The organism is Chromatiaceae bacterium (assembly GCA_024235395.1).
Taxonomy (GTDB): Bacteria; Pseudomonadota; Gammaproteobacteria; order Chromatiales; family Chromatiaceae; genus Thiosocius.
Genome location: JACKMK010000001.1, coordinates 695,658 through 718,111 on the forward strand (window position 1 = coordinate 695,658; position 22,454 = coordinate 718,111).

The following is a 22,454-nucleotide window of genomic DNA, read 5'->3' on the forward strand; positions in this document are numbered from 1 at the left end:
ACCGCGTCAATCGTCTGCGCCGACCGGCTCTGCGTGCGCGCCGATCGCCGGTGCCGGTTCGATGCCGGGCGCTCCATGCCGGTCCTTGGCCATCAGCATGTACAGAGACGGCACGACGAACAGCGTGAAGACCGTGCCGATCGCCATGCCACCGACCAGCACCAGACCGATCGAGTTGCGCGCCGCAGCGCCGGCGCCAGTCACCAGCACCAGTGGGAAATGCCCGGCGATGGTCGCGACACTGGTCATCAATACCGGGCGCAGGCGGATCATCGCGGCCTGGTGTATCGCAGTCAGTTTGTCCGCACCCTGCTCCTGCAGCTTGTTTGCGAACTCCACGATCAGGATCGCGTTCTTGGCAATCAGCCCGACCAGGGTCACGAGCCCCACCTCGGCGTAGATGTTCATGGTCGTGGTCCAACCGTTGGTCCAGTACGTCATGTTGGGGTCCGGCATCTTCAGCACGGTGAAGATCAAGGCACCGAACATCGCCAGCGGCACCGAACCGGCCAGGATCACCAGGGGATCGCGGAACGAATTGAACTGCACGGCCAACACCAGGAAGATCATCAGCACGGCCAGGAAGAACGCTGGCAGGAACTTGTTGCCCTCGGTTCGCAGCTGGCGCGACTCGCCGGTGTAGTCGACGCTATAGCCGGGGGGCAGCACCTCCTGCGCCGTCCGTTCGAGAAAGGTCAGGGCATCGTCCAGCGTGCGGGTACTCATGCCGGACAGCTTCACCGCGTTCAGCTGCTGAAACCGATTCAGGGAGCGTGCGACGACCGAATGCTCGATGTCGGCGACCGACGACAGCGGCACCATCTCACCGTCCGGTGCGGCCACATGGATCTCGCCGAGTTGCTCGCTGTTCAGGCGGTCGCTGCGTTGCACCAGCGGAATGACCTTGTAGCTGCGACCGTCCATGTTGAATCGGTTGACGAAGTTGCCGCCGGTCGCGACCGCGAGGTCGGCACCCACCTGCGACAGGTGCAGCCCCAGCGATGCCAGCTTGTCGCGATCGAACACCAGGGTCGCCTGGGGCTGATCGAACTTCAGGTCGATATCCGGCGGGAACGCGAACAGCCCGCTCGCCGTGGCCTTCTGCTGGATCGCCTGTGCGAACTCGAGCAGACGTTCGGCATCGGCGGTCGAGGTGATCAGGAATTCCACCGGGAAGTTGCTGCCGCCGGGCAGTGCCGGCGGTGTCGTGATGAATACCTGGATCCCCGGGATGCGCGAGACCTTGGCCTGCACCTCCGGTACCATCGCGGTGACCGTCCGGTTGCGCGCCTCCCAGGGTTTCACGACGACGCCGCTGAAACCGTCCGCGCCCAGGGTGGCACCCACTGACGGCGGAAACAGCAGCTGGAAGGTCAGCGCCGCCTCGGGCACATCGAGCATGATCTGCTCGGCAGCCTCCGCATAAACGGCATTCTGATCGGTGGTCGCGTTGGCCGCGGTATTGATGATGCCGAACAGCACGCTCTGATCCTCAGTCGGCGCCAGCTCCTTCGGCGAGAACGAGAACATCGGAATCGTCAGCAGGCTGATCACCACCCAGACCAGGTAGACCGCCGGTCTGGCCCTGAGCGTCCCGCCCAGTACCCGGCCGTAGGCGTCGCGCAGGCGATCGAACCGGTGATTGAGCCAGCCAGTCAGACCGCGTTCCTCGTCCTGCGCGCTGCGCAACAGCTTGGCGGCCATCGTCGGCGACAGGGTCAACGCAACCACGCCGGAGATCGCGACCGCACCGGCCAGTGTGAACGCAAACTCGCGGAACAGCGCACCCGTCAGACCGCCCTGCAATCCGATCGGCACATAGACCGCAACCAGCGTCAGGGTCATCGCCACGATGGGCGCAACCAGTTCCCGCGCCCCGAGCAATGCGGCCTCGCGTGGGCTGCGCCCCTCGCGCAGATGCCGCTCGACGTTTTCGACGACCACGATGGCATCATCGACGACCAGGCCGACCGACAGCACGATTGCGAGCAGCGTGAGCAGGTTGAGCGTGAATCCGAACGTCTGCATCAGGAAGATGCCCCCGATCAGCGACACCGGGATCGCCATCACCGGGACGAGCACGGAACGTACCGAACCGAGAAACAGGAAGATCACCGCAACCACGATCATCAAGGTATCGGCCAGTGTACCCGTGACCTCGCGGATCGCGTTCGCGACGTACTCGGACGCATCATAGCCGATGCTCGCGTCGAGGCCGGCCGGCATGTCGTGCTTGAGCTTGTCGAGCTCGGTGCGCACACCGCCTATCACGTCGATGATGTTCGCATTCGGCTGCGGGAAGACCCCGGCAAACACCGCAGTCTGGCCCGAATAGCGCACCAGGGTGTCGTAGTCCTCGGCACCGAGTTCGACATCGGCGATGTCCTGCAGGCGCACTATGGTGTCGTCCTTCTGGTAGATGACCAGGCGACGGAAATCCTCGGCGTTGTGCATATCGGTGTTGGCCGCCAGGTAGGTCCGCACCAGTGCCCCCTTGGTGCTGCCGATCGCGGCCAGGTAATTGTTCGCGACCAGCGCAGCGTTGACCTGCGCCGGGCTGACGTTCAGCGCCGCCATGCGGTCGGGCTTGAGCCAGATCCGCATCGCGAAGATGCGCGCTCCGAAGATCTCGATCCTTTGCACGCCGGTGACCGCGGCCAGGCGTGGCTGGACCACGCGGATCAGGTAATCGGTGATCTGCTCCGGCGACAGGATGTCGGAAGAGAAACTCAGATAGGCGGCCGCGAACTCCGAGTCGGCGGACTGCACGCTGATCGCCGGCACCTCGGCCTCGGCCGGTAGCTCGTTGCGTACCTGATCGACCTTCGACGAGATATCGGCCAATGCCTTGGTCGAGTCGTAGTTGAGTTTGAGCCGCGCAGTGATGATCGAGATACCCTGCAGACTCTTCGACTCGACGTAGTCGATACCCTCGGCCGCGCCGATCGCACGCTCCAGCGGCGTGGTGATGAAGCCGCGTACCAGCTCCGCACTGGCGCCCACGTAGACCGTCGAGATCTGCACCGAGGCGTTTTCGCTGAGTGGATACTGGCGTACGCTCAAGGTGTGCCAGGCATTCAGACCCGCGATCAGGATCAGCAGGTTGACGACAACCGCCAGCACCGGGCGCCGAATGAACAGATCGGTGAAACCTTTCATGCCGGCCTGCCTCAGGAATCCCGCGGACTCGGATCGAGCTTGGGCTTGGGCGCCAGGGTGTTATCGATGACCACCTTGGCACCGCTGCGCAGCTTGAACACGCCGCTGGTCACGACGGTCTCGCCGGGCTTGAGGCCGTCGATCACGTCGACGTAGTCACCGCGTGCCCGCCCGAGGCGCACGAACTGCTGGCGCAGTATCCGCTCGGTCTCACCCGAGGCGTCCTTGTGCTGCGACTCGACCACGAACACCGAGTCGCCGTAGGGCGCGTACAACACCGCGGTAGCCGGCACCGGCAGAACCGCCTGGGTATCGGGCAACACCACCTCGACGTTGACGAACATGCCGGCACGCAGCTGTTCTCCGGGATTGTCGACCAGCGCACGCGCGCGTACGTTGCGCGTTGTCGCCGCAACTTCCGGACTGACCGCGAGGACCCGGCCTTCAAAGGTTTCGCCGGGTGCGACATCGGCCGTGGCGCGCACCTGCATCCCGGGCCGCAGTCGCGCGATCTGCCGTTGCGGAACGGAAAAGTCCACATGCACCGGATCGAGGGTCTGCAGCGCGACGATCGGATCACCTTCGCGCAGGATCTGTCCCAGATTCACGAGGCGTAGACCAAGGCGACCGGCGAAGGGGGCGCGCACCGTCTTCTTGTCGATCAATGCACGGATCACGCCGACCTGGGCCAGCGTCTCCTTGACCTGCGCCTCGGCACGATCGACGGCGTCCTCCGACGCCAGTTCACGCTTGCCCAGCTTGCGCACCCGTGCGAGGTCGGTCCTGGCCAGTGCCGCCGCAGCGTTGGCCGAGGCCAGCTGTGCCTCTTCGCTCGCGGTATCCATCTTCAGCAGCGTATCGCCCGCCGCGACCGTCGCCCCGGATTCGAACGCGATCTCCGTGACCCGGCCGCCGACTTCGGCGCTGACGTTCACGCCCTGCACCGCGGACACGGTCGCAGTCGCCGAGATCACCTGCTCCCACTGCGCGGCGGAGACCGCTGTCGCCGTCACGGTCTCGGCCGGCAACTGCATGCCCTCGGCGGCCTCGCTCATCGCGTCGAACTGACCGAGCTTGGTGTAGACGATGGCGCCCACCACGGCCGCCAGGCCGATCACCGTCAAAAAAATCTTTTTCAGCATCATGGGTCCAGCCACAGGGGTCGGCAACACGTCACATCCACGCGGATCGCGACAAAATACGGCGGCCTCATTGTAACCGGCGATTCTTACCGAAATGCGAGCTGTTGCTCACCGAAGACGGCCGTCGTCGCAGTTCCCGCAGTTGCCACGCCGACGCGGTGGCACACCCCTACCGTCCACGTGAAGCGAACGGCTGCGCTGGGATGTCTTTTTTGGCAAGCCCACACATTTTGCCCGGCAACCCGCACGGCCGGAACACCGGTGCTTCGATTCATCCGTCCCAATACTCGCACGAACCGGTCGTCGCTCTGCCGCCGGACCCGGCGCTCGGTGCGTCGTCACCGCGCTGATCACCGGTGCATCCGAGGCAGCACATCCATGCTGAATCGAATGAAAACCGGGTCGAAAGGCACCGGTACGGGTCCGGGGCGGGACGGACGCGACACAGAACTCACGTCGATGCCGATGCCTGCCTGTCCAGCTGTGAAACCGCAGGCCGCAGCGACGGCATTGTTCGGGCCGGTGTCGAGGCGTGCGACGATGGCAATACCGCCGACGGTGGCGCTCGCAGCGCGAGCTGCACCGAGGGGGAGGAAGCACGCCGACGACGGATGGTCAGTTCCCGGGGTCGATCCATCCGATACGGCAAACGGCAGCCCTTGTACATCACGTCAACGACGTCTTTCGCCGGGTTTGAGTCGGTCGTCAGAACGGTGCCGCTGTATCGAACCCCTACACCGGCCCTTGCTTGTCTGCGGTATCGTTCCCAGGGGCGTTCCGATCCGGCATACTGCGGGGCAGTGTCCTTTGGCTGGGTACGTGCATGGACCAGTTCATAGATTTCGATCAGATTGGTGCACGACTGGGCACACTGCGGGACGCACTGACTGTCCGCGTCAGCGATCCCCTTTTCTGGCTGCAGTTCGGCGTGATCGCTGCAGTGTTCGTGCTGGCGCGCTGGCTGCTCACACCGATGCTGAAGCGCGGCCTGGTTCGGCTAGCCGATTCCTGCACCCGGGTACCCAGCTTCCGGCGTCCCTTGGTAGCCCTGGCTGACGTTGCCAACCCGATCGCGTGGCTGATACTGCAGTGGATCGCGATTGCAGTGTTTCGGGCCTGGAGTCTTCCGGGCGGTGCTTTGACCATCATCGCCAGCCTGTTGACCGCCTGGCTCCTGATTCGTCTCGTTACCATGCTGGTGGCCAACGAAGCACTGGCACGCGTGATCGCAATCTCCGCCTGGACCATTGCGGCTTTGAATATCTTTGGATTGCTCGACGACGTATCGGCATTGCTCGATGGTTGGGCGATCAATCTCGGCGGCGTACGTGTCTCGCCACTGACTATCGTCAAGGCTGGAATTGCCCTGTGGTTGTCGCTCTGGATGGCGAATGGCCTGGCAACGCTGGTCGAACGCAGGCTTGAGCGCACGCAGGCCGTCGCACCGACGATGCGGGTGCTCGGCGCCAAACTGACGCGAATCGGGCTGATCACCGCGGCCTTCCTGGTCGCACTGTCCGCCGTCGGAATCGACCTCACCGCCCTCGCGGTATTCGGCGGCGCCCTCGGCGTCGGCCTCGGTTTCGGCCTGCAGAAGATCTTTTCGAATCTGGTCAGCGGCGTGATCCTGCTGATGGATCGTTCGATCAAGCCCGGCGATGTCATCTCCGTCGGCACCACCTTCGGTTGGATCAACCACCTTGGCGCGCGTTACGCCTCGGTGATCACACGTGACGGTATCGAGCACCTGATTCCCAACGAAGAGCTGATTACGCAGCGCGTCGAGAACTGGTCGTACAGCAACAATCTGGTACGGCTCAGGATCCCGATTGGGATCGCCTACCATTGCGACCCACGCGAGGCCATCGCGCTGTGCATCGAAGCGGCCGAAATGGTGCCTCGGGTACAGCTCAAACCTGAACCACGTTGCCAATTGGTCGGATTCGGCGACAGTTCGCTGAACCTCGAACTGCGAATCTGGATCGACGACCCACCGAACGGCCGCGGCAACGTGATCAGCGAGGTGTTGCTCGGGGTTTGGGACCGCTTCCACGAACATGGCATCGAGATTCCTTACCCGCAACGCGATCTGCATCTGCGCTCAGTGCTTGGAGAACAACAACTGCAGGCCATCGCCGAGGTATTGCGCGGCGAAGCACCCTCCACCGGTGGCGCCGCATGATACGTTTTGTTTTGTGCGCTGCTGGCGACGTCGAGACGGGTGGTCGCGATCTGCTGCCCCGCTGGCAGAGTCAACCAGACACTTGGTTATGGGTCGACTTGCAGGATGAACCCGCAGATAATGAACGCAGCCTGCTCGTCGGTGAACTCGGACTGGATGCACTTGCGGTGGCCCAGGCACAGCGTCCGCGCCATCCGCCCGGCTTCGAGGCATTCACCGACTATCTGTACCTGCTCACCAAGCCACTCACCGCGGATTCCGACGACCTCGAGTTCACTACGCTGCAGTTGGCGACATTCGCCGGACCCCGCCTTCTGGTAACGCGGCACAGCAAGCATTCACGTTTCATCGAACGCCTCTATCAGCGGCTGCTCGATGAAGGTTGTGCAGATACGTCGCCAATGAGCATCGTCGCGACCATCGCACGCCGGGTGTGCGAGCGCTACGGCAACGTGCTGCTCGATCTCGAGCGACGGCTCGATGAGATCGAGGACCAGTTGTTTGACACCCGGTCGGATCGTCTCATGCAGGAACTGGTGGGTTACAACACCGCGCTGCGCAAGATGCGCCGGATTATCGCTTACCACACCAACGCTTTTGCCGCGCTACGCGATTACTTCGCGGCGACAGACCTGTCACTATTGCACGATGAGTTCACCGATATTCACAGCGTCATGGAGCGCTTTCACAGCCTTGCCGAACTGTACCAGAGCGTGATCAGCGATCTGATCGACGGCTACATCAGCCTGAATGCGCACAACCTCAACCAGATCATGAAAGTACTGACGATCGTCACCGTGATCTTCGTACCTTTGACACTGCTCGTCGGCGTCTACGGTATGAACTTCGAGAACATGCCGGAACTCAAGTCCGCCCACGGATATTTCGTACTGCTCGGCATCATGTCGGTCATTGCATTCGGTTTGCTGCTGCTGTTCAAGCGTATCCGCTGGCTGTAGACGGTTCGGCGTGTTCCCGTCGATTGTTTTGCCATCGGACATACCCCCCAGATCGCAACCCCCTATGCAGATGGCGCGGCACAGATCCGCGCAGCGACCCAACTCCAGCAGGTCCCCGTCGGTTGCAGCACTGTGCAGCCGCCGCGATGTTTCCCAGTACCCCTGATCGGGAGAACGCGCGGTGGTGGGAGCTGCTGATTCGGGCGGTGCCGGACAAGTATGCATCGCAGGCGATCAGATGAGGTAAGCAAAACCACCGGAGAGCGCATCGGCACCCATGTCGCACAACCTCGTCGCTTCGCGTTCTAGACCGACGAGATCCCGTTTCACCATCCTGGGGCGGTCCGAATCGGTGCGAATTCACGGTTACCATTAGAGGTGACCATTTCGCCAGCATGCCGCAAGGAGACACGATGGCACTTTTCACCAAGCACTATCACCCACCCGGCACGACGCCGGGCTCATTGCAGGCACACCCAAAACGGGTCGACCACCCGTGTCGCTTTCGCCTGGTTCGCTACGACAAGGACGCCATCAGTGTCGTGGAGCACGGCGACCTCGCTGCGATCGAGGGCAGCCCTGCGGGCCATGCCGAGCTGACCTGGCTGCACGTGCAGGGACATCCGTCCGCTGAACAGTTGACGAGAATCCGAGACCTCTACCGATTGCATCCGCTCGCAATTGAAGACATCCACAACACCGGCCAGCGCCCAAAAGTGGAGGAATACGACGGGCAAATATTCGTGATACTGAGCATTCCCCACTTTGCCAACGGTAAGGTATCCGTGCATCAGGCGAGTTTCTTCCTCGGCGACGACCATGTGTTGAGCTTCTGCGACAGTCTGCGCGACCCCTTCGACCCGGTGCTGAAACGCATGCAGCAGAGTGTCGGCAAACTGCGCGGCCGTGGCAGCGACTACCTGCTGTATGCGCTGCTCGATGCCGCCATCGACCAGGGCTTTCCGGTGCTGGAGGCATTCGGCACCGAACTCGAAGACATCGAGGAAAAGATCGTTGGTCAACCCGGTCGCGAAACACTGGTACGGCTGCATGCGATGAAACGCGAGCTCATCCTGTTGCGGCGGATGCTGTGGCCGCAGCGCGAAGTCCTCAATGTACTCATGGACCAGGAGAGCCAGCTGATTCGCGACGAAACACAGATCTACCTGCGTGACTGTTACGACCACACGATCCAGATCATGGATCTGTTGGAAACCTATCGCGACATGAGCGTGAGCCTGGTCGACATCTATCTATCGAGTGTCAGCAACCGTTTGAACGAGATCATGCGCGTGCTCACGGTCATCGCAACGATCTTCATCCCGCTGACCTTTGTCGTGGGTGTCTACGGCATGAATTTCGGCAGCAATACCAAGAGCCCATGGGCGATGCCGGAACTGCAGTGGTATTACGGTTATCCGCTTGTGTGGTTGGTGATGATCGTGATCGCGGCGGGCATGCTGCTGTTCTTTCGGCGCAGGCACTGGCTGTGACCGCCGGCAATCTGCGACGGCGACTCAGTGGTTGCAATCCGACCGGAACGGCCTCGTCTGCGCGGGCTGTCGGAGCGCAACCCGCAATGCGCATGGATCGCTCTTGAGGACGGGGGTTCGTCGCGTCGAGCGGGACAGCAGCCGCGATCGCATCGCTTGCCCTGTCGATTGCCAGTCGCAGTACGCTGACCGGCCTCGACCGCGGTCATTGGATTCAGCACGCCGTGATCACAGCCGCACCGGCGCCACTAGCCGCGCGGCGGCACGTCCGTCCGTCGCGACCGCTTCCTCAATAGGCCATGCAGTGCCCAACCCAGTACCCCCAACACCGCAACCGCCGCCAAGACCTCCAACTCATAGCGTTTGATGTCCCCCAGTAGCCAGTCTGCCGCATGCCCGAGCGAATAACCCAGGCCGCCGATCACGCCTGCCCACAGGGCGGCACCGACGACGTTGAACAGGGCAAACTGCACGAACGGCACACGGGTCATACCGAGCACGAACGGCGTCAGATTGCGCAGTCCATACAGGAAGCGGAAACCGAGAATGACCGGTATGCGGTGCCGCTCCAGGACGTCTTTTACGCGCGCCGCGCGCCTGTCCCAGGCAGGACGTCGCTGCAGGAGAGCCCGGCCTCGCCAACGACCAAGCAGGAACGCCAACTGGTCGCCAATCAGGGATCCAGTGAACCCGCAAACGATCACCCAGGGCAGATCGAGGTAGCCCAGCTTCGCAGCGACACCCCCCAGGATGAGGATGGTCTCTCCTTCCAGGAAGGTGCCGGCCAGGATGGCCAGGTAGCCGTAGGCGTCAATCAGGTGTTCAAGCGACATGTCTGTCGATCCAACTCCAGTTCCCTACATTGGCTGTGGGACCGAAGGGTTACTTCAGCCATCCGTGGTTTCCGCCCTTCGGGCGAGGGCCACAGAACGGCGCTGTTCAGGCTCGTTCCAGGCGAACTGGCCTCATGAAACCTTCCTGCATCTGATAAAGCAAGAGACATCGCGGAGGCTTTTTGTTTGTTGGCGGAGAGGGAGGGATTGACTCGGCGCGTCCCTGCGCCTCGCCCTTCGGGCCGCGCAAGCGCGGTCAAGAATGCTTCCTGCATTCTTAATCGAACCAAAGGGCTCTCATCAAAACCTCCGCACCCCTGATAAACAAAAAGGCCCCGCGCGGGGGCCTTTTCGTTTATTGGCGGAGAGGGAGGGATTCGAACCCTCGGTACGCTATTAACGTACACACACTTTCCAGGCGTGCTCTTTCGACCGCTCAGACACCTCTCCCGGGGACGCATTCATGGCTTACGCGGGACCGGATGGCCCGAGCCACGAACACAAGGCGCGAAAGATTAAACCACTCCCCCGCCGGGCGCAACCGCACCCGGCCGGCGCGGTGCATCAGAGGTGATGGCTGACGTGGGCGCGCGGGGCGTGTTCCATCAGTTGACGAAATACCTCGCCGTCCATGTGCACCAGGTGTTCGTGATCGCCCGACTCGAAGTACACGTCAGGCTGATGCATCAGTGACGGGTCGATGACCACGTCGACCCCGTAGGCCTCGCCGATCGCCGGGATCGCACCGCGTTCGCAGTCCGAGAACGTGGCCTCGATCTCATCCTCGGGCAGCATCTCGAGGCTGCGTGCCAGCATCTGGTTCAAACGGTCGAGTTCCAACCGATGCGTGGCGGGGATGACCGCAAGAAGGTAACTGTGATCGTCGCCAAGCAGTACCGGCTTGGCCACCTGGTCGCCCGGCACATGCGCGGATTCTGCAGCACGCATCGCCGAGTCGGTATGGGGATGCTCGACAATATCGTAAGCAACGCCACGGCTCTCCAGGAATTCCTGGAGTGTCGTTGCAATGGCCATTGTTTCTCCCTCCAAAAGGTCTGCGCCGTCCCCGGCTTTCGTCCTGCAACCGCGCACCGTCCGCGATCGCACGCAGCGCGCCCACCATGACCGGTACAGGTTCGGCGGGATTTGCCTGCAAATTCAAGTATAGTCAGCGATCTCGCAATACAAGGTGCCTCGCGCAGCATGAGTAAAGCCACCAAACGTCGAAAGAAATCCGTTCTCCTTCAGGCCGACACCGCCGACCGTCACCAGCTTTACGAACTCTCCGTGCAGTGCGCGGAGGCCGAAATCGACTTCGTCGACGCCACCTTCAAACGCCTGCGCGGCCGCAAGGCCGTGCTGCTGCGCGAAGATTTCTGCGGCACTGCCAACGTCTGCTGCGAATGGGTAAAACGCGGTCGCAAGCGACACGCCATCGGCGTAGACCTGGACCCGGAGGTACTGGACTGGGGACGGGAACACAATATTGCGCGGCTCAAGGAACACCAGCGTGAACGCATCACCTTGATGCAGCAGAACGTCCTCGAGGTGCAGACCGAATCCCCGGACATCATCTCGGCGATGAATTTCAGCTACTGGCTGCTACAGGATCGGGCGACGCTCAAACGCTACTTCCAAAGCGTGCACGCGGCGCTGAAAGACGACGGGATCTTCTTCCTCGACGCCTACGGTGGTTACGACAGTCATCGCGAGATCGAGGAACAGCGTGAGATCGACGACGGTGGAGACGGCTTCACCTATATCTGGGAACAGGGCGAATTCGATCCGATCACCCACCGCCTGGTCTGCCATATCCATTTCGCGTTTCCGGACGGCTCGGAGATGCGCAATGCGTTCAGTTATGAATGGCGGCTGTGGACGCTGCCGGAGGTCCGCGACCTGCTGGCCGAAAGTGGCTTCGGCCGGGTCACGGTCTACTGGCAGGGATGGGACAAGCACGGCGAACCGGACGGTGATTTCAAACCCGCGACACGCGCCGATGCCGATGCCGGCTGGATCTGCTACCTCACCGCCGAGAAGTAACGACCGGCGGCCGACCGCTGCCTATTTGAACAGTCCCTTGAGCACGTCGCCGACCTTGTCCTTGACCTTATCCTCGGCCTTCTTCTGCAGCTCGGCCTGCTTCTCGGCAATCTGAGACTTGGCCTTGGCACTGAGCGCTGCCTGCAGATCGGGTTTGTAGCTGGGGTTTGCGATCGGCCCCTTGATGCGCACCGGGATCGGAACACCAGCGAGTTCGTCACGGGCCTTGCCGCCCTGCCCCTCGAGCGTATTGACCAGCTCGGTAGTCACACTGTAGTCGACGCTGTCTTTCGGCAGATTGACCTCGCCCTTGCCGGCAATGCGCAGCAACGGCGACTTGGCCTGCAGATCGTCGTTGCGGATCACCCCGTTGGTCATCTTCAGCGAGCCGCCGAGTTCGCTGAAATCCGTCTGCCCGGGCGTACCGACGTCGAGCTTGCCTCCGCCGAGGTTCAGTGCAGCGCTGGCCTCGCGGATGATCTGCGCGATGTTCGCGCCCTTCCAGGCACCGTCTCGGAACGCGAAGCGCGAGGTGCCGTTCAGGGTCTGACGCACCTCGGACTCGCTGAGACCCACCACGCTGATATCCGCGTGCACCTCGCCGCGTCCGACCAGGCGGTTCTCACCGGCAACATCGCCCAGCAGCTGACCGATCTGTATCCCGGTGAGCGCTTCCTTGACCTGCACCTTCGGCTTTGCACCGCTCGCATCCAGCGTTACCGCACCGTTGAAGTTTCCCTCGTACAGCTGCGCGGTCATCGGTTCGACCTTCAGCACGCCCTTGCTCGAGACGATCTTGCTGGTCACGTTGGTCATCCGCGCCTTGGCGACGGTCAACTTGCCGATCTTGAACTCGCCGACGAAGTCGAGCGTGCGCAGCGCGGCGAAGGGGTCCCCGGTGGCCGTCGCGGACGCTGTCTCGGCACCCGGCTGTACGGGCTCAGCGGCCGGCGTGTCGCTGGCGACGGCCGGTGGCATATACCGGTCGAGGTCGATCTGGTCGAGGTCCAGGCGCGTGCGGACCACAGGACCGTCACCCGGCAACAGGTGCAGATGGCCACTCAGGCTGGAGTCGTCGAGCCGCACCGCCAGCGGATCGAGCTTGAGCGCACCGTCGGCATAGCTGAAATCGAGCTCGCCGCTGGCACGGGTGAGAACCGCGGGGTCTGTAGTCTCGATCGGACTCGCGAACATCGACGCGAGCGTCTTGAGGTTGGTCTCGGCGATCGTCAGGCGCCCCTTCGCCGCCGGGTTGGTCTGCAGCGCGCTCAGCGCGATTTCTCCCTTGGCCGCCATTGCCGGACCGGTCACTGAGAGGTTGTCGAGTCGCAGCGTGTCGGCCTTGGTGTCAGCGACGAGGTCGGTCTTCAGTTCCAGCTGGGCACCGTCCGCGGGCAGCCCCTCGCCGCTCGCATCCAGGGCCAGGGACAGTCCATCGACCCGGAACACCTTGAGCGCCTGATCACTGGAGACGCGCGCATCCAGCCCGACCTTCAGCGTCATTGCCGGTGTGACGCTGGTGAACGTCATGCCGGCCTCGACCGGTACCGTCGCCCCGGGGGCGAGCGCGCCGGTCACCAAGCGCACACCGTCGAGAACGTAGCTCTGGCCGGCCTGCCGATCCTGCCAGGCGATGCGTGCATCTTCGATCTGGATACCCTGCAGATGCACCGTGAGCGGCGTGGACTCGCCCTCGGACGGAGTCGGCTCGACCGGTTTTTCGGCCTCGTCGGCCGCACCCGCCGCGAGGTCGTCCCAGTTCGTCCGTCCCTTGGCGTCTTTCTCCAGATTGAGGCGCAGGCCCTTGATCACCAGCGTGTCGATCTCGACCTGCCGGCTGAGCAGCGGCATCAGTTTCACTTTCACGCCGAGCTGGTCGATTTCGGCAAACGACGAGGCCTCGAAGCCCGGCGCGTTGCCGAGCCGGACGCCACCGGTCTCGATCCCCAACCACGGGAACACCGAGAGGTCCAGGTCCTGCTCGATCACGAGATCGCGCCCGAGTTTGTCCTTGGCGGCTTGCACGATCTGCGGCTTGTAATCGTTTGGATCGATCACCATCGGCAGGATCACCGCTGCCGCAACAAGCAACAGCAGCACCACTACGATCGTGCCGATCAACCATTTCAACAGCGAACCCATAACCTTTTCCCGTTTCCTTTTCTATTACGAACAGATTAGCGCAGTGCCAACGGAGCGAAAGCTTCGACGCTGGCCTAAGATAGCAAGCCGGGACGACGAATGCATGACGCGGTCGGTCGTTACCGCGCGTTCGATGGTATGACTGTGAAGTGGTTGCGCCCGCCGGCGCACCGCGTGCTAGGACAGATCACGCGCTCTGGCGGTGGCCGTGCAGGCGCACGATCAATTCCGCCTCGTTTTGACTGAGGTCGAGTTCGTCGACCAGCCGGCTGACGCCCGCCCCCTGCTGGACCAGGCGGATAGCGTGGCCGTAGGGCTGGTCGTCGACCTGCTGGATCTCGTAGGTCTCCTGGCGCTCGGCGAGTTGTCGCTCGCGCGCTTCGAGGTGCTGGATACGTCGGTCGGTACCGACCGCTCCGGCGGTCAGGCCGCTGATGCTCTGGCGTACCAGTTCGAGTTCGCCGGTCAACGTATCGATCCGCGCCCGCGCGACCTGCAGCCGCCGGGTGAACAACCACAACAGAGCGCCACCGGCAATGATCGGCAGCAGCGCTGCGGCACACACGAGGACAAGAACGCTTTCAGACATATTCGTCCACCCGGTGCGGTTGATCGTCGTCCGGTCGGCGCTCGCGGTCGCTGCGATCCCGTTTGGGCGCGCCGCGGTCCGGCCGCCGGCGTTGCTGCTGGCCGGTACCGCGCGACGCGTTGGGTGGCAGGACCACCGCGACGCCATTGGGCCGTTTGATCTCTTCAGCCATCGCCGCGCATCAGAACATGGCCATCTCTGACCACTCTTCCTCGCTCAGCAGCTTGTTGAGGTCGACGACGATCAGCAAATCCTCGTCGCGACTTGCGACCCCCTGGATATAGCGCGAACTCTCCTCGTTGCCGATGTTTGGTGCGGCATCGATCGCCGACTGGCGCAGCTCCACCACCTCGGCGACGCTGTCGACCAGGATCCCGACCACCTGCTGCTCGGATTCGATGATCACGATCCGGCTTGCGTCGTCGCGCTCTGTGGTCGGCAATCCGAAGCGGGTACGGGTATCCACCACCGTGACCACGTTGCCACGCAGGTTGATGATGCCGAGTACGAACGGCGGCGCACCCGGCACCGGGGCAATCTCGCTGACCCGCAGCACTTCCTGTACCTGCATCACGTTGATGCCGTAGGTTTCGTCCTTGAGACGAAAGGTCACCAACTGGATGACCGGATCACCCGCCAAACTCTCGGCTGCGCTGTTACTCATCGTCGTCACTCCGTTTGCGCCCTTGGAGATCTGTCAAAAAAACGTCTCCAATGCGTACCTGGTTTCACTTGTTGCACTATCCGTGCCTGATTGCCTCGCTTATCACATCCGCGTCCAGCAAGGCACACAGCGACCCGCTGAGCACACCGGCCAGCCACGTCGCCCGCGATGCCCCCCGCCGCCAGCGCACCGCCCCGGTGTCGACCAGCAGCGTGTCCTCGAGGTGTTCGCACACCACGCCGACCCGGCCGTCACCGATCACCAACAGATAGCGCGGCGCCTTGCAGGATTCGCCGATCCCCAGCAGCGGACCGAGATCGGCCACCGTCACGGTCGTGCCCTGGCGGTGCGTCAGACCGAGCAGCCAAACCGGACCTCCCGGCAGGCGGTGCAGCCGCGGCGGCAGCCTGCTGACGCCGCGCATCAGCAGCAGCGGCATCGCCAGCTGCAGCCCACCGATACCGAACAACAGTACCTTGAAGCGCTGTGCCGCCCAGCTATGCCGGACACCCCCCTGCAACGGCATCTCCTCCGTTAACGGCAGGTCGGCCGGATCGTTAAATGGAGCAACGCCCGAGGGCGCACCCGGGTGTCTTGCGGTCGGAGGGTTTGCGCCGGACCCATCGCCCGGCACCAGGTCGCCGAGCAAGGCGTCGAACAATCCGTGCAGGGCCCTGTCGTGGTCGGCCAGCGCGTTGCGCGTCCTATCCAAAGGTGCGCTCACATCGCCCCGTTTGCGGCCGCGGGCGCGGGCTGTTGGACGAGCTCCTCGAGCAGTCGCGCATAGGCCTCGACACCCCGCCCACGTGGATCGAATATCGCGGGCGGAAGGCCGACCCGGCTCGCTTCGCGGAACTTGGTGTCGATCGGGATCACACCGTCCCAGAGATGCTCCGCGTGCTCTCGCCGCAGCACGTCCAGGCTGTCGTGCGATGCCCGGGTACGCGGATCGAAGAAGGTCGGGACCACCATCAGGCGCAGTGGCGTCGGGCGCGCCTTGGTGACCATCTTCAGCGTGTTCTGCAGACGCTCCAGCCCCTTGATCGCAAGAAACTCGGTCTGCACCGGTACGATCAACAGTTCACATGCGGCGAGTGCGTTGATCAGCAGCACGCCGAGGACGGGCGGGCAGTCGATCAGGATGTAGTCGAAACCTTCGCGCAGCTGTGCAACCGCACGCTGCAGCACCAGGCCCATGCCTTCCAGACGCCCGGATTGGCGGTCCAGGGTGGCCAGTGCGACCGCGGCCGGGATCATGCTGAGACCTTCGGTTCCGGTCGGCAACACCAGCGAGAAGGGATCGAGGCTACGACGTTCCGCGACCGCCTCGAACAGGCTGTAGCTGCTGTGTTCGACGTTATCGGGATCGAGACGAAAATAGCTGGTCAGCGAGCCGTGCGGATCGATGTCGATGACCAGGGTGCGAAATCCCCACGCGGCGAGCAGGCCGCCGAGCGCCACGGCCGTGGTGGTCTTGCCGACTCCACCCTTCTGGTTGGCGATCGCCCACACCTTCATCGTGTTTCCACCCCGGGCCCCTCGGCCCACGGGATCTCGGCGTCCGGTGCCGGCTCGTCGGTGCGTTGATCGGCCAACACCACGACGGTCACCCGCCGGTTCGCCGCCCGGCCCTCGACGGTCGTGTTTTCGGCCAGCGGCCGATACTCGCCGAGACCCACCGCCGACATGCGCTGCGGGTCGACGCCGGCACGCGCAAGGAAATGCACGACGCTCGCGGCGCGCGCCGCCGACAGTTCCCAGTTCGACGGGAACGCCGCGGTCGAGATCGGCACATTGTCGGTATGCCCTTCGACCAGGAGCCGGCTCGGGATACGCCCCAATGTCTGCGCCATCTCGCGCAACACCGGCAGCACCTGATGCGACAGCTGGGCATTGCCGGAACCGAACAGCATGCGATCCTTCATCTCGACCTCGATGCGATCTCCAACCCGGGTGATACGCACCAGCCCCTGGTCGAGGTATTCCTGCAACGAGATGGTCAATTCGTCTGCGGCACGTCGCGCGCCGCCGTCCACTTGGAAGCGCTCGCGGATATCGGCGGCCTGGTCGGCGGGTGCACCCTTGTCGATCTCTTCGCTGCCGTCACGGCCACCCGCCACCGGCTCGGCCTGGCGCGGCGCCAGAGGCCCCTCTTTCTGCGCCAGCGGGTCGCGCGGTCTTTCACCGATCTGGATCGGTTTATCGCTGCGCGCCTCGACACTGAACACCGAATTCAACGTCTCCGACAAGACCCGGTACTTGCCCTCGTTGACCGACGACACTGCATACATCACGACAAAAAAGGCAAACAACAGGGTGATGAAATCGGCATACGAGACGAGCCAGCGCTCGAGATTCTCGTGTTCCTCTTCGTGACGACGCCGTCTGGCCATAGCGCACCTCAGTTGAGAAAGCCCTGCAGGCGCGTCTCGATCTGACGCGGATTCTCGCCTTCGGAGATCGCCACCAGCCCTTCGATCACCAACTCCCGGTAGTGACTCTCCTGCATCACATAGGCCTTCATCTTGCCGGCCATCGGCAGCAGAAACAGGTTCGCGAGCCCAACGCCATAGATCGTCGCGACGAAGGCGGTCGCGATGCCGCTACCGAGCTTGGACGGGTCGGCAAGATTCTGCATCACGTGAATCAGCCCCATCACCGCGCCGATGATGCCGATCGTCGGCGAGTATCCGCCCATCGCCTCGAGCACCTTGCTGGCCTGCAGGTCGAAACGCTCACGGCTGTCGAGTTCCACCTCCAGCGAGTGGCGGATCTCGTCCGGTTCGTTGCCATCGACCAGCAGTTGCATGCCTTTGCGTACGAACAGGTCGGGTTCTTCGAGCGACGCACGCTCCAGTCCAAGCAGGCCGTCCTTGCGCGCCACCTTGCTCCACTCGACCAGCTTGGTGATCGTCTTTTCGATCTCGCGTTGCGGAGGCAGAAACACCGAACCCAGCATGCGCATGCTGCGCAGGAATACCGGCAACGGCGTCTGCAACAGGACCGCACCGATGCTCCCACCCAGCACGATGACCATTGCCGGACCGTTGGCAAGGGTGTCGAGGTGGCCGCCTTCGAGCCAGTTGCCTCCGAGGATCGCCGCAAACGCGACCGCGACGCCGATGAAACTCAGCAGGTCCATTCAGTGCAGTCCCGCCAGTGCCGGACCGATATCGTCCAGCGCCAGCACGCGATCGGTGTAGCCCGCCTTGGCGACCGAGTACGGCATGCCGTACACGACCGAGGACTGCTGGTCCTGACTCCAGACGATGGCGCCGCGGGCCTTCAGACGACCCGCACCGGCGGTGCCGTCCGAACCCATGCCGGTCAATACGACCGCTTGTACGGCGCCGCCCAATGCCTCCGCTGCGGATTCGAACAGTATGTCGACGCTCGGCTTGTACAGATGTTCGCCCCCAGGCCGCACGCGTACGCGAAGGTGCCCGCCGTGCAACTCGACGCTGCTCTGCAGCCCACCGGGCGCAATCAACGCCAGCCCCGGCGACAGTTCGTCCCCGTCATTGGCGTGTCGGACCTTGATCGCGCAGGTCGCATCGAGCCGCTCGGCAAATGCCGCCGTGAACTCGGCCGGCATGTGCACGGCGACCACCAAGGGATAGGGATAGTTTGCCGGCAGTGCCGCAAGCACACGCTGCACGGCCACCGGACCGCCTGTCGACGCACCGATCGCGACCAGTCGCAAGGCATCGCGCCGGCGTTCGCGGCGGCCGGGTACCGCCGGCTTCTGCGGTACGCCGCGCCCATGCGGTTGACGCTCGCGCTGGTGACGGGCGATGTCGATCACGCGCTCGGCGAGACTCTCCACACCGCCACGTGCCGACTCGCCGGCACCCCCGGTATGTTTGGTAAGAAAATCGACCGCACCGGCCTCGAGCGCATCCAGCGTCGAGCGTGCGCCTTCCCGGGTCAGTGCCGAGACCATCAGGATGTCGGTGGGATGTTCGCGCATGATGTGGCGGACGGCCGAAATACCGTCCATCAAAGGCATCGCGACATCCATGGTGATGACATCGGGCCGCAAGGTTCCGGCCATTGTGACCGCCTCCTGGCCGTTCGCCGCCTCACCGGCAATCACGATCTCGCCACTGCGCTCCAGCTGTTCCCGAATGCGTTTTCGGAAAAACGCGGAGTCGTCTACGATCAGGACCCGGACCTTTTCCTCCATCTATCACCCGGGACCGCGCCGTTTCCGTCCCGCCTCCGCGTGGCTGACCATCAGTAGCGGCGCGCGTATTTGCGCATCAAACCGGGGACGTCGAGGATCAGTGCGATCTTGCCGTCGCCGGTGATCGTTGCGCCGGCCATGCCTTGCAGGCCCTGCAGCAGCGCACCCAGCGGTTTGATGACCACCTCCTCCTGGCCAATCAGGAAGTCGACTACCAGACCGACCTGCACGCCGCCGACGTTCACGACGACGACGTGGCCATGGTGGTCGCCGGTACCGCCACCCGGCATGGAACCCGTGACCAACCATTGGCTCAGGTAGAACAGTGGCAATGCACGGTCGCGCACGCGGATCGTCAGCTGACCGTCGACAGTGTTGGTCCGCGACAGATCGAGGTTGAAGATCTCAACCACGCTGGCGAGCGGCAACGCAAACGGCTGAGAGCCGAGAATCACCATCAACGTCGGCAGAATCGCCAGCGTCAACGGTAGTTTTACGATGATCTTGCTGCCCTTGCCCTTTTCAGAGTCGATCGACACCGACCCGTTCATCTGCGCGATGCGGGTCTTGACGACATCCATGCCGACACCGCGCCCCGACACGTCGGAGATCTCGGTCTTGGTGGAGAAGCCCGGTTGGAAGATCAGGTTGTAGCAGTCCTTGTCATCGAGACGCGCGGCGGCATCTTCATCCATCATGCCCTTCTCGACCGCCTTGCGGCGCAGCACGTCGGCATCCATGCCCTTGCCGTCGTCTTCGATCGACAACAGGATGTGATCGCCTTCCTGCGCGGCCGACAAAACCACGGAACCCCGCCGGGGCTTGCCGACACGCTCACGGTCTTCGGGTGACTCGATGCCATGGTCGACCGCATTGCGTACCAGGTGCACCAACGGATCGGCGAGCGCTTCGACCAGGTTCTTGTCGAGGTCCGTCTCCTCGCCATGCAGCACGAGGTCGACCTCTTTCTTGAGGTTGCGGGCCAGGTCGCGCACGACGCGCGGGAAGCGGCCGAACACCTTCTTGACCGGCTGCATGCGGGTCTTCATCACCGACAGCTGCAGGTCCGCCGTCACCACGTCCAGATTGCCGACCGCGTTTGCCAGTTCCTCATCGGCCATGGTCGCCTTCAGGGTGGCCAGCCGGTTACGCACCAGCACCAGCTCTCCGACCATGTTCATGATGTCATCCAGGCGCTGCGTGTCGACGCGCACCGTGGTCTCGGCCTGGGTCGCCTTGGCGGCCGTGCCTGGGGCCGACGGCTCGGCGGTCTTCGCAGACGCCTTTGCGGCAGCCTCCACGGTCGGGCTTTCCTTGGCAGGTGCGGCGGCAGGCTGTGGTTTCTCCTTCGCCGACGAACTCACAGTAGCCGCTTTCGCGGCCGGTGCCGCGGGCGCAGGCTCCGCCGTGGTCTGCTTTGGCTTGCTTTTCGCTTGCGCCTTGGATTTGGCTTTCGCAGGCGTCTTCTTGGCGGATTTGCCGGTCGCCTTGGCCGACGCACCGCCGAACTTGCCCTTGCCATGCAGCTCGTCGAGTAGCGCCTCGAACTCGTCCTCGGTGATCTCGTCGCCGCCGGCAGCGCGTGCACCGGCAGCCTGCTCGGGCGGCACTCCACCGTGCTTGCCCTTGCCGTGCAGCTCGTCGAGCAGTGCCTCGAATTCGTCGTCGGTAATGTCGTCTCCGGTCTGCGGCGCGACCGCCGCCTTCGACGCCGTACTGAACTTGCCCTCGCCGTGCAGTTCGTCGAGCAGCGCCTCGAACTCCTCCTCGGTGATATCGTCACCGCCCGGCGCCGCGGTAAGTACCGATTCGGTCTCGTCGGACTGTTCCTGGTCGACTTCCGCCTGGTCGTCGTCGGCCGCCTCGAGCTCGGCGGTCTCTTCGACCTCGCCCGCCTCTGCACTGCCGTCGTCCGGTTGCGCCAACACCGCGAGCTGTGCGAGCAGCTCGGGGTCCGCTGGCTCCGGCATCTCTGCATCGCGAATCGAGTTCATCATCTGGTTGACGACATCGAGCGCCTGCAGGATGGCGTCCATCAGGTCCGGCGTGACGCTGCGCTGCCCCTGGCGAAGCACGTTGAACACGTCCTCCGACAGATGACAGGTTTCCACCAGCGGCGCGATCGCGAGGAAGCCCGCGCCGCCCTTTACCGTATGAAAGCCGCGGAAGATCGCATTCAGCAGGTCCGTGTCATCGGGGCGCTGTTCCAGATCCACCAGCTGTTCGCCGAGCAATTCGACGATCTCGGACGCCTCAACAAGAAAATCCTGGAGAATTTCGTCATCTGCATCGAGACTCATGGTTTAGAACCCCAGACTGGAAAGCAGGTCGTCAACGTCATCCTGACCGCTCACGACATCACCTTTGTCAACGCCGGGCACCATCGGCCCGTGCGCCTCTATGTCCTTGCCCTTCTCGGCAGGCGGCGGTGAAGATTTCGGTCGAACACCGGACAGCCGCACCAACTCGACCAGCTTGTTCTCGACGTCGTCCACCAATGTAATGACCTTGCGAATCACCTGGCCCGTGATGTCCTGGTATCCCTGGGCCATCAAGACCTCCGACAACTTGCCGTGCAGTGCCTCCGAGTTGTCCTGTGTCACCTTGAGAAAATGGGACAGTTCGTTGCTCAGTTCACGAAAGTCGTTGACCGACAGTTGCCGCGAATTGAAGCGCGCCCACTGGTCGGCAAGATGCCGGGCGTCCGTGCGCAAGGTGTCCGCCAGCGGCAGACTGTCTTCAACCGCACCGAGCGTGGTATTGGCAGCCTGCTCGGTGGTGGCGATGACGTAGCGCAGCCGTTCTGCGGCATCGGGCATGTCGGTCTGCGCAATATCAGCTAGTCGCGCATCCTTCACGAAGCCGTTGATTGAGTCGTGCAGCTCGCGGGTCAGGCGTCCGATCTCCTGGAACAGCATACTGTCGCGAAAACCCGCCAGTTCCGCGATCACCGATACCGCGCCCTCCTGATTGCCGGACTCCAGGTGGTCGACCAACGATTTCGCCAGCCGCAGCTGGTCGACACCCCCGTCTGCACTCTCTGCGATTGCGGTACCCATTTC

The 22,454-nt window shown here is 63.3% G+C and carries 19 protein-coding genes and 1 tRNA gene; 4 read left to right on the top strand and 16 right to left on the bottom strand.

Annotated features, from left to right (window positions below):
• Window positions 1-6: 6 nt before the first annotated feature.
• Window positions 7-3,159, bottom strand: a complete 3,153-nt coding sequence (locus tag H6955_03160; protein MCP5312528.1) for an efflux RND transporter permease subunit — start codon at window positions 3,157-3,159, stop codon at window positions 7-9.
• 11 nt (window positions 3,160-3,170) lie between these two features.
• Complete coding sequence (locus tag H6955_03165) at window positions 3,171-4,301, bottom strand: efflux RND transporter periplasmic adaptor subunit (protein ID MCP5312529.1); 1,131 nt, start codon at window positions 4,299-4,301, stop codon at window positions 3,171-3,173.
• An 823-nt stretch (window positions 4,302-5,124) separates the two neighbouring features.
• Between H6955_03165 and H6955_03170 the strand changes: the two genes are divergently transcribed.
• The 3 genes from H6955_03170 (at window position 5,125) to corA (ending at window position 8,935) form a co-directional block, all read left to right on the top strand.
• Window positions 5,125-6,483, top strand: a complete 1,359-nt coding sequence (locus H6955_03170) for a mechanosensitive ion channel (GenBank protein ID MCP5312530.1) — start codon at window positions 5,125-5,127, stop codon at window positions 6,481-6,483.
• A 98-nt stretch (window positions 6,484-6,581) separates the two neighbouring features.
• Entirely contained in the window at window positions 6,582-7,442 is an 861-nt protein-coding gene (locus H6955_03175) for a magnesium transporter CorA family protein (protein MCP5312531.1), read from the top strand.
• A gap of 413 nt (window positions 7,443-7,855) precedes the next feature.
• Window positions 7,856-8,935, top strand: coding sequence for a magnesium/cobalt transporter CorA (corA, locus tag H6955_03180; GenBank protein MCP5312532.1), 1,080 nt, complete (start codon window positions 7,856-7,858; stop codon window positions 8,933-8,935).
• Between the two features lie 248 nt (window positions 8,936-9,183).
• Here corA and H6955_03185 read toward each other — a convergent pair whose 3' ends face one another.
• The 3 genes from H6955_03185 to H6955_03195 all read right to left on the bottom strand — a co-directional run bounded on the left by H6955_03185 (window position 9,184) and on the right by H6955_03195 (window position 10,803).
• A complete protein-coding gene (locus tag H6955_03185) occupies window positions 9,184-9,768 on the bottom strand; it encodes a DedA family protein (GenBank protein ID MCP5312533.1) in 585 nt (194 codons plus the stop codon).
• Between the two features lie 359 nt (window positions 9,769-10,127).
• A tRNA-Ser gene (locus H6955_03190) sits at window positions 10,128-10,218 on the bottom strand.
• Window positions 10,219-10,332: 114 nt separating this feature from the next.
• Window positions 10,333-10,803: a YbaK/EbsC family protein gene (locus tag H6955_03195; protein ID MCP5312534.1), complete on the bottom strand. Its 471-nt coding sequence runs from the start codon at window positions 10,801-10,803 to the stop codon at window positions 10,333-10,335.
• Between the two features lie 168 nt (window positions 10,804-10,971).
• Here H6955_03195 and H6955_03200 point away from each other — a divergent pair, with 168 nt between their 5' ends.
• The gene (locus H6955_03200) at window positions 10,972-11,811 is read left to right on the top strand and encodes a class I SAM-dependent methyltransferase (GenBank protein ID MCP5312535.1); all 840 of its coding nucleotides are present in this window, start codon (window positions 10,972-10,974) and stop codon (window positions 11,809-11,811) included.
• A gap of 21 nt (window positions 11,812-11,832) precedes the next feature.
• On the opposite strand, the gene H6955_03205 is transcribed toward H6955_03200, so the two are convergent.
• From H6955_03205 to H6955_03255, 11 genes are all read right to left on the bottom strand, one after another.
• Window positions 11,833-13,953: an AsmA family protein gene (locus tag H6955_03205; GenBank protein ID MCP5312536.1), complete on the bottom strand. Its 2,121-nt coding sequence runs from the start codon at window positions 13,951-13,953 to the stop codon at window positions 11,833-11,835.
• Between the two features lie 187 nt (window positions 13,954-14,140).
• Complete coding sequence (locus tag H6955_03210) at window positions 14,141-14,542, bottom strand: DUF2802 domain-containing protein (protein ID MCP5312537.1); 402 nt, start codon at window positions 14,540-14,542, stop codon at window positions 14,141-14,143.
• The gene (locus H6955_03215; GenBank protein MCP5312538.1) at window positions 14,535-14,714 is read right to left on the bottom strand and encodes a hypothetical protein; all 180 of its coding nucleotides are present in this window, start codon (window positions 14,712-14,714) and stop codon (window positions 14,535-14,537) included. Before H6955_03215 ends, H6955_03210 begins: the two co-directional genes overlap by 8 nt.
• 9 nt (window positions 14,715-14,723) lie before the next feature.
• Complete coding sequence (locus H6955_03220) at window positions 14,724-15,206, bottom strand: chemotaxis protein CheW (GenBank protein ID MCP5312539.1); 483 nt, start codon at window positions 15,204-15,206, stop codon at window positions 14,724-14,726.
• 76 nt (window positions 15,207-15,282) lie between these two features.
• Window positions 15,283-15,930 carry a chemotaxis protein CheW gene (locus H6955_03225; GenBank protein ID MCP5312540.1) on the bottom strand — a complete coding sequence of 216 codons (648 nt, stop codon included), beginning with the start codon at window positions 15,928-15,930 and terminating at the stop codon, window positions 15,283-15,285.
• Window positions 15,927-16,724, bottom strand: coding sequence for a ParA family protein (locus tag H6955_03230; protein ID MCP5312541.1), 798 nt, complete (start codon window positions 16,722-16,724; stop codon window positions 15,927-15,929). Before H6955_03230 ends, H6955_03225 begins: the two co-directional genes overlap by 4 nt.
• Complete coding sequence (gene motD / locus H6955_03235) at window positions 16,721-17,599, bottom strand: flagellar motor protein MotD (GenBank protein MCP5312542.1); 879 nt, start codon at window positions 17,597-17,599, stop codon at window positions 16,721-16,723. Before motD ends, H6955_03230 begins: the two co-directional genes overlap by 4 nt.
• 8 nt (window positions 17,600-17,607) lie before the next feature.
• Window positions 17,608-18,348, bottom strand: a complete 741-nt coding sequence (locus H6955_03240; GenBank protein MCP5312543.1) for a flagellar motor protein — start codon at window positions 18,346-18,348, stop codon at window positions 17,608-17,610.
• On the bottom strand, window positions 18,349-19,392 hold the full coding sequence (locus H6955_03245) for a chemotaxis response regulator protein-glutamate methylesterase (protein MCP5312544.1): 1,044 nt from the start codon (window positions 19,390-19,392) through the stop codon (window positions 18,349-18,351).
• Window positions 19,393-19,442: 50 nt separating this feature from the next.
• On the bottom strand, window positions 19,443-21,692 hold the full coding sequence (locus tag H6955_03250; protein MCP5312545.1) for a chemotaxis protein CheA: 2,250 nt from the start codon (window positions 21,690-21,692) through the stop codon (window positions 19,443-19,445).
• 3 nt (window positions 21,693-21,695) lie between these two features.
• Window positions 21,696-22,451, bottom strand: coding sequence for a protein phosphatase CheZ (locus H6955_03255; GenBank protein ID MCP5312546.1), 756 nt, complete (start codon window positions 22,449-22,451; stop codon window positions 21,696-21,698).
• Between the last annotated feature and the right edge of the window lie 3 nt (window positions 22,452-22,454).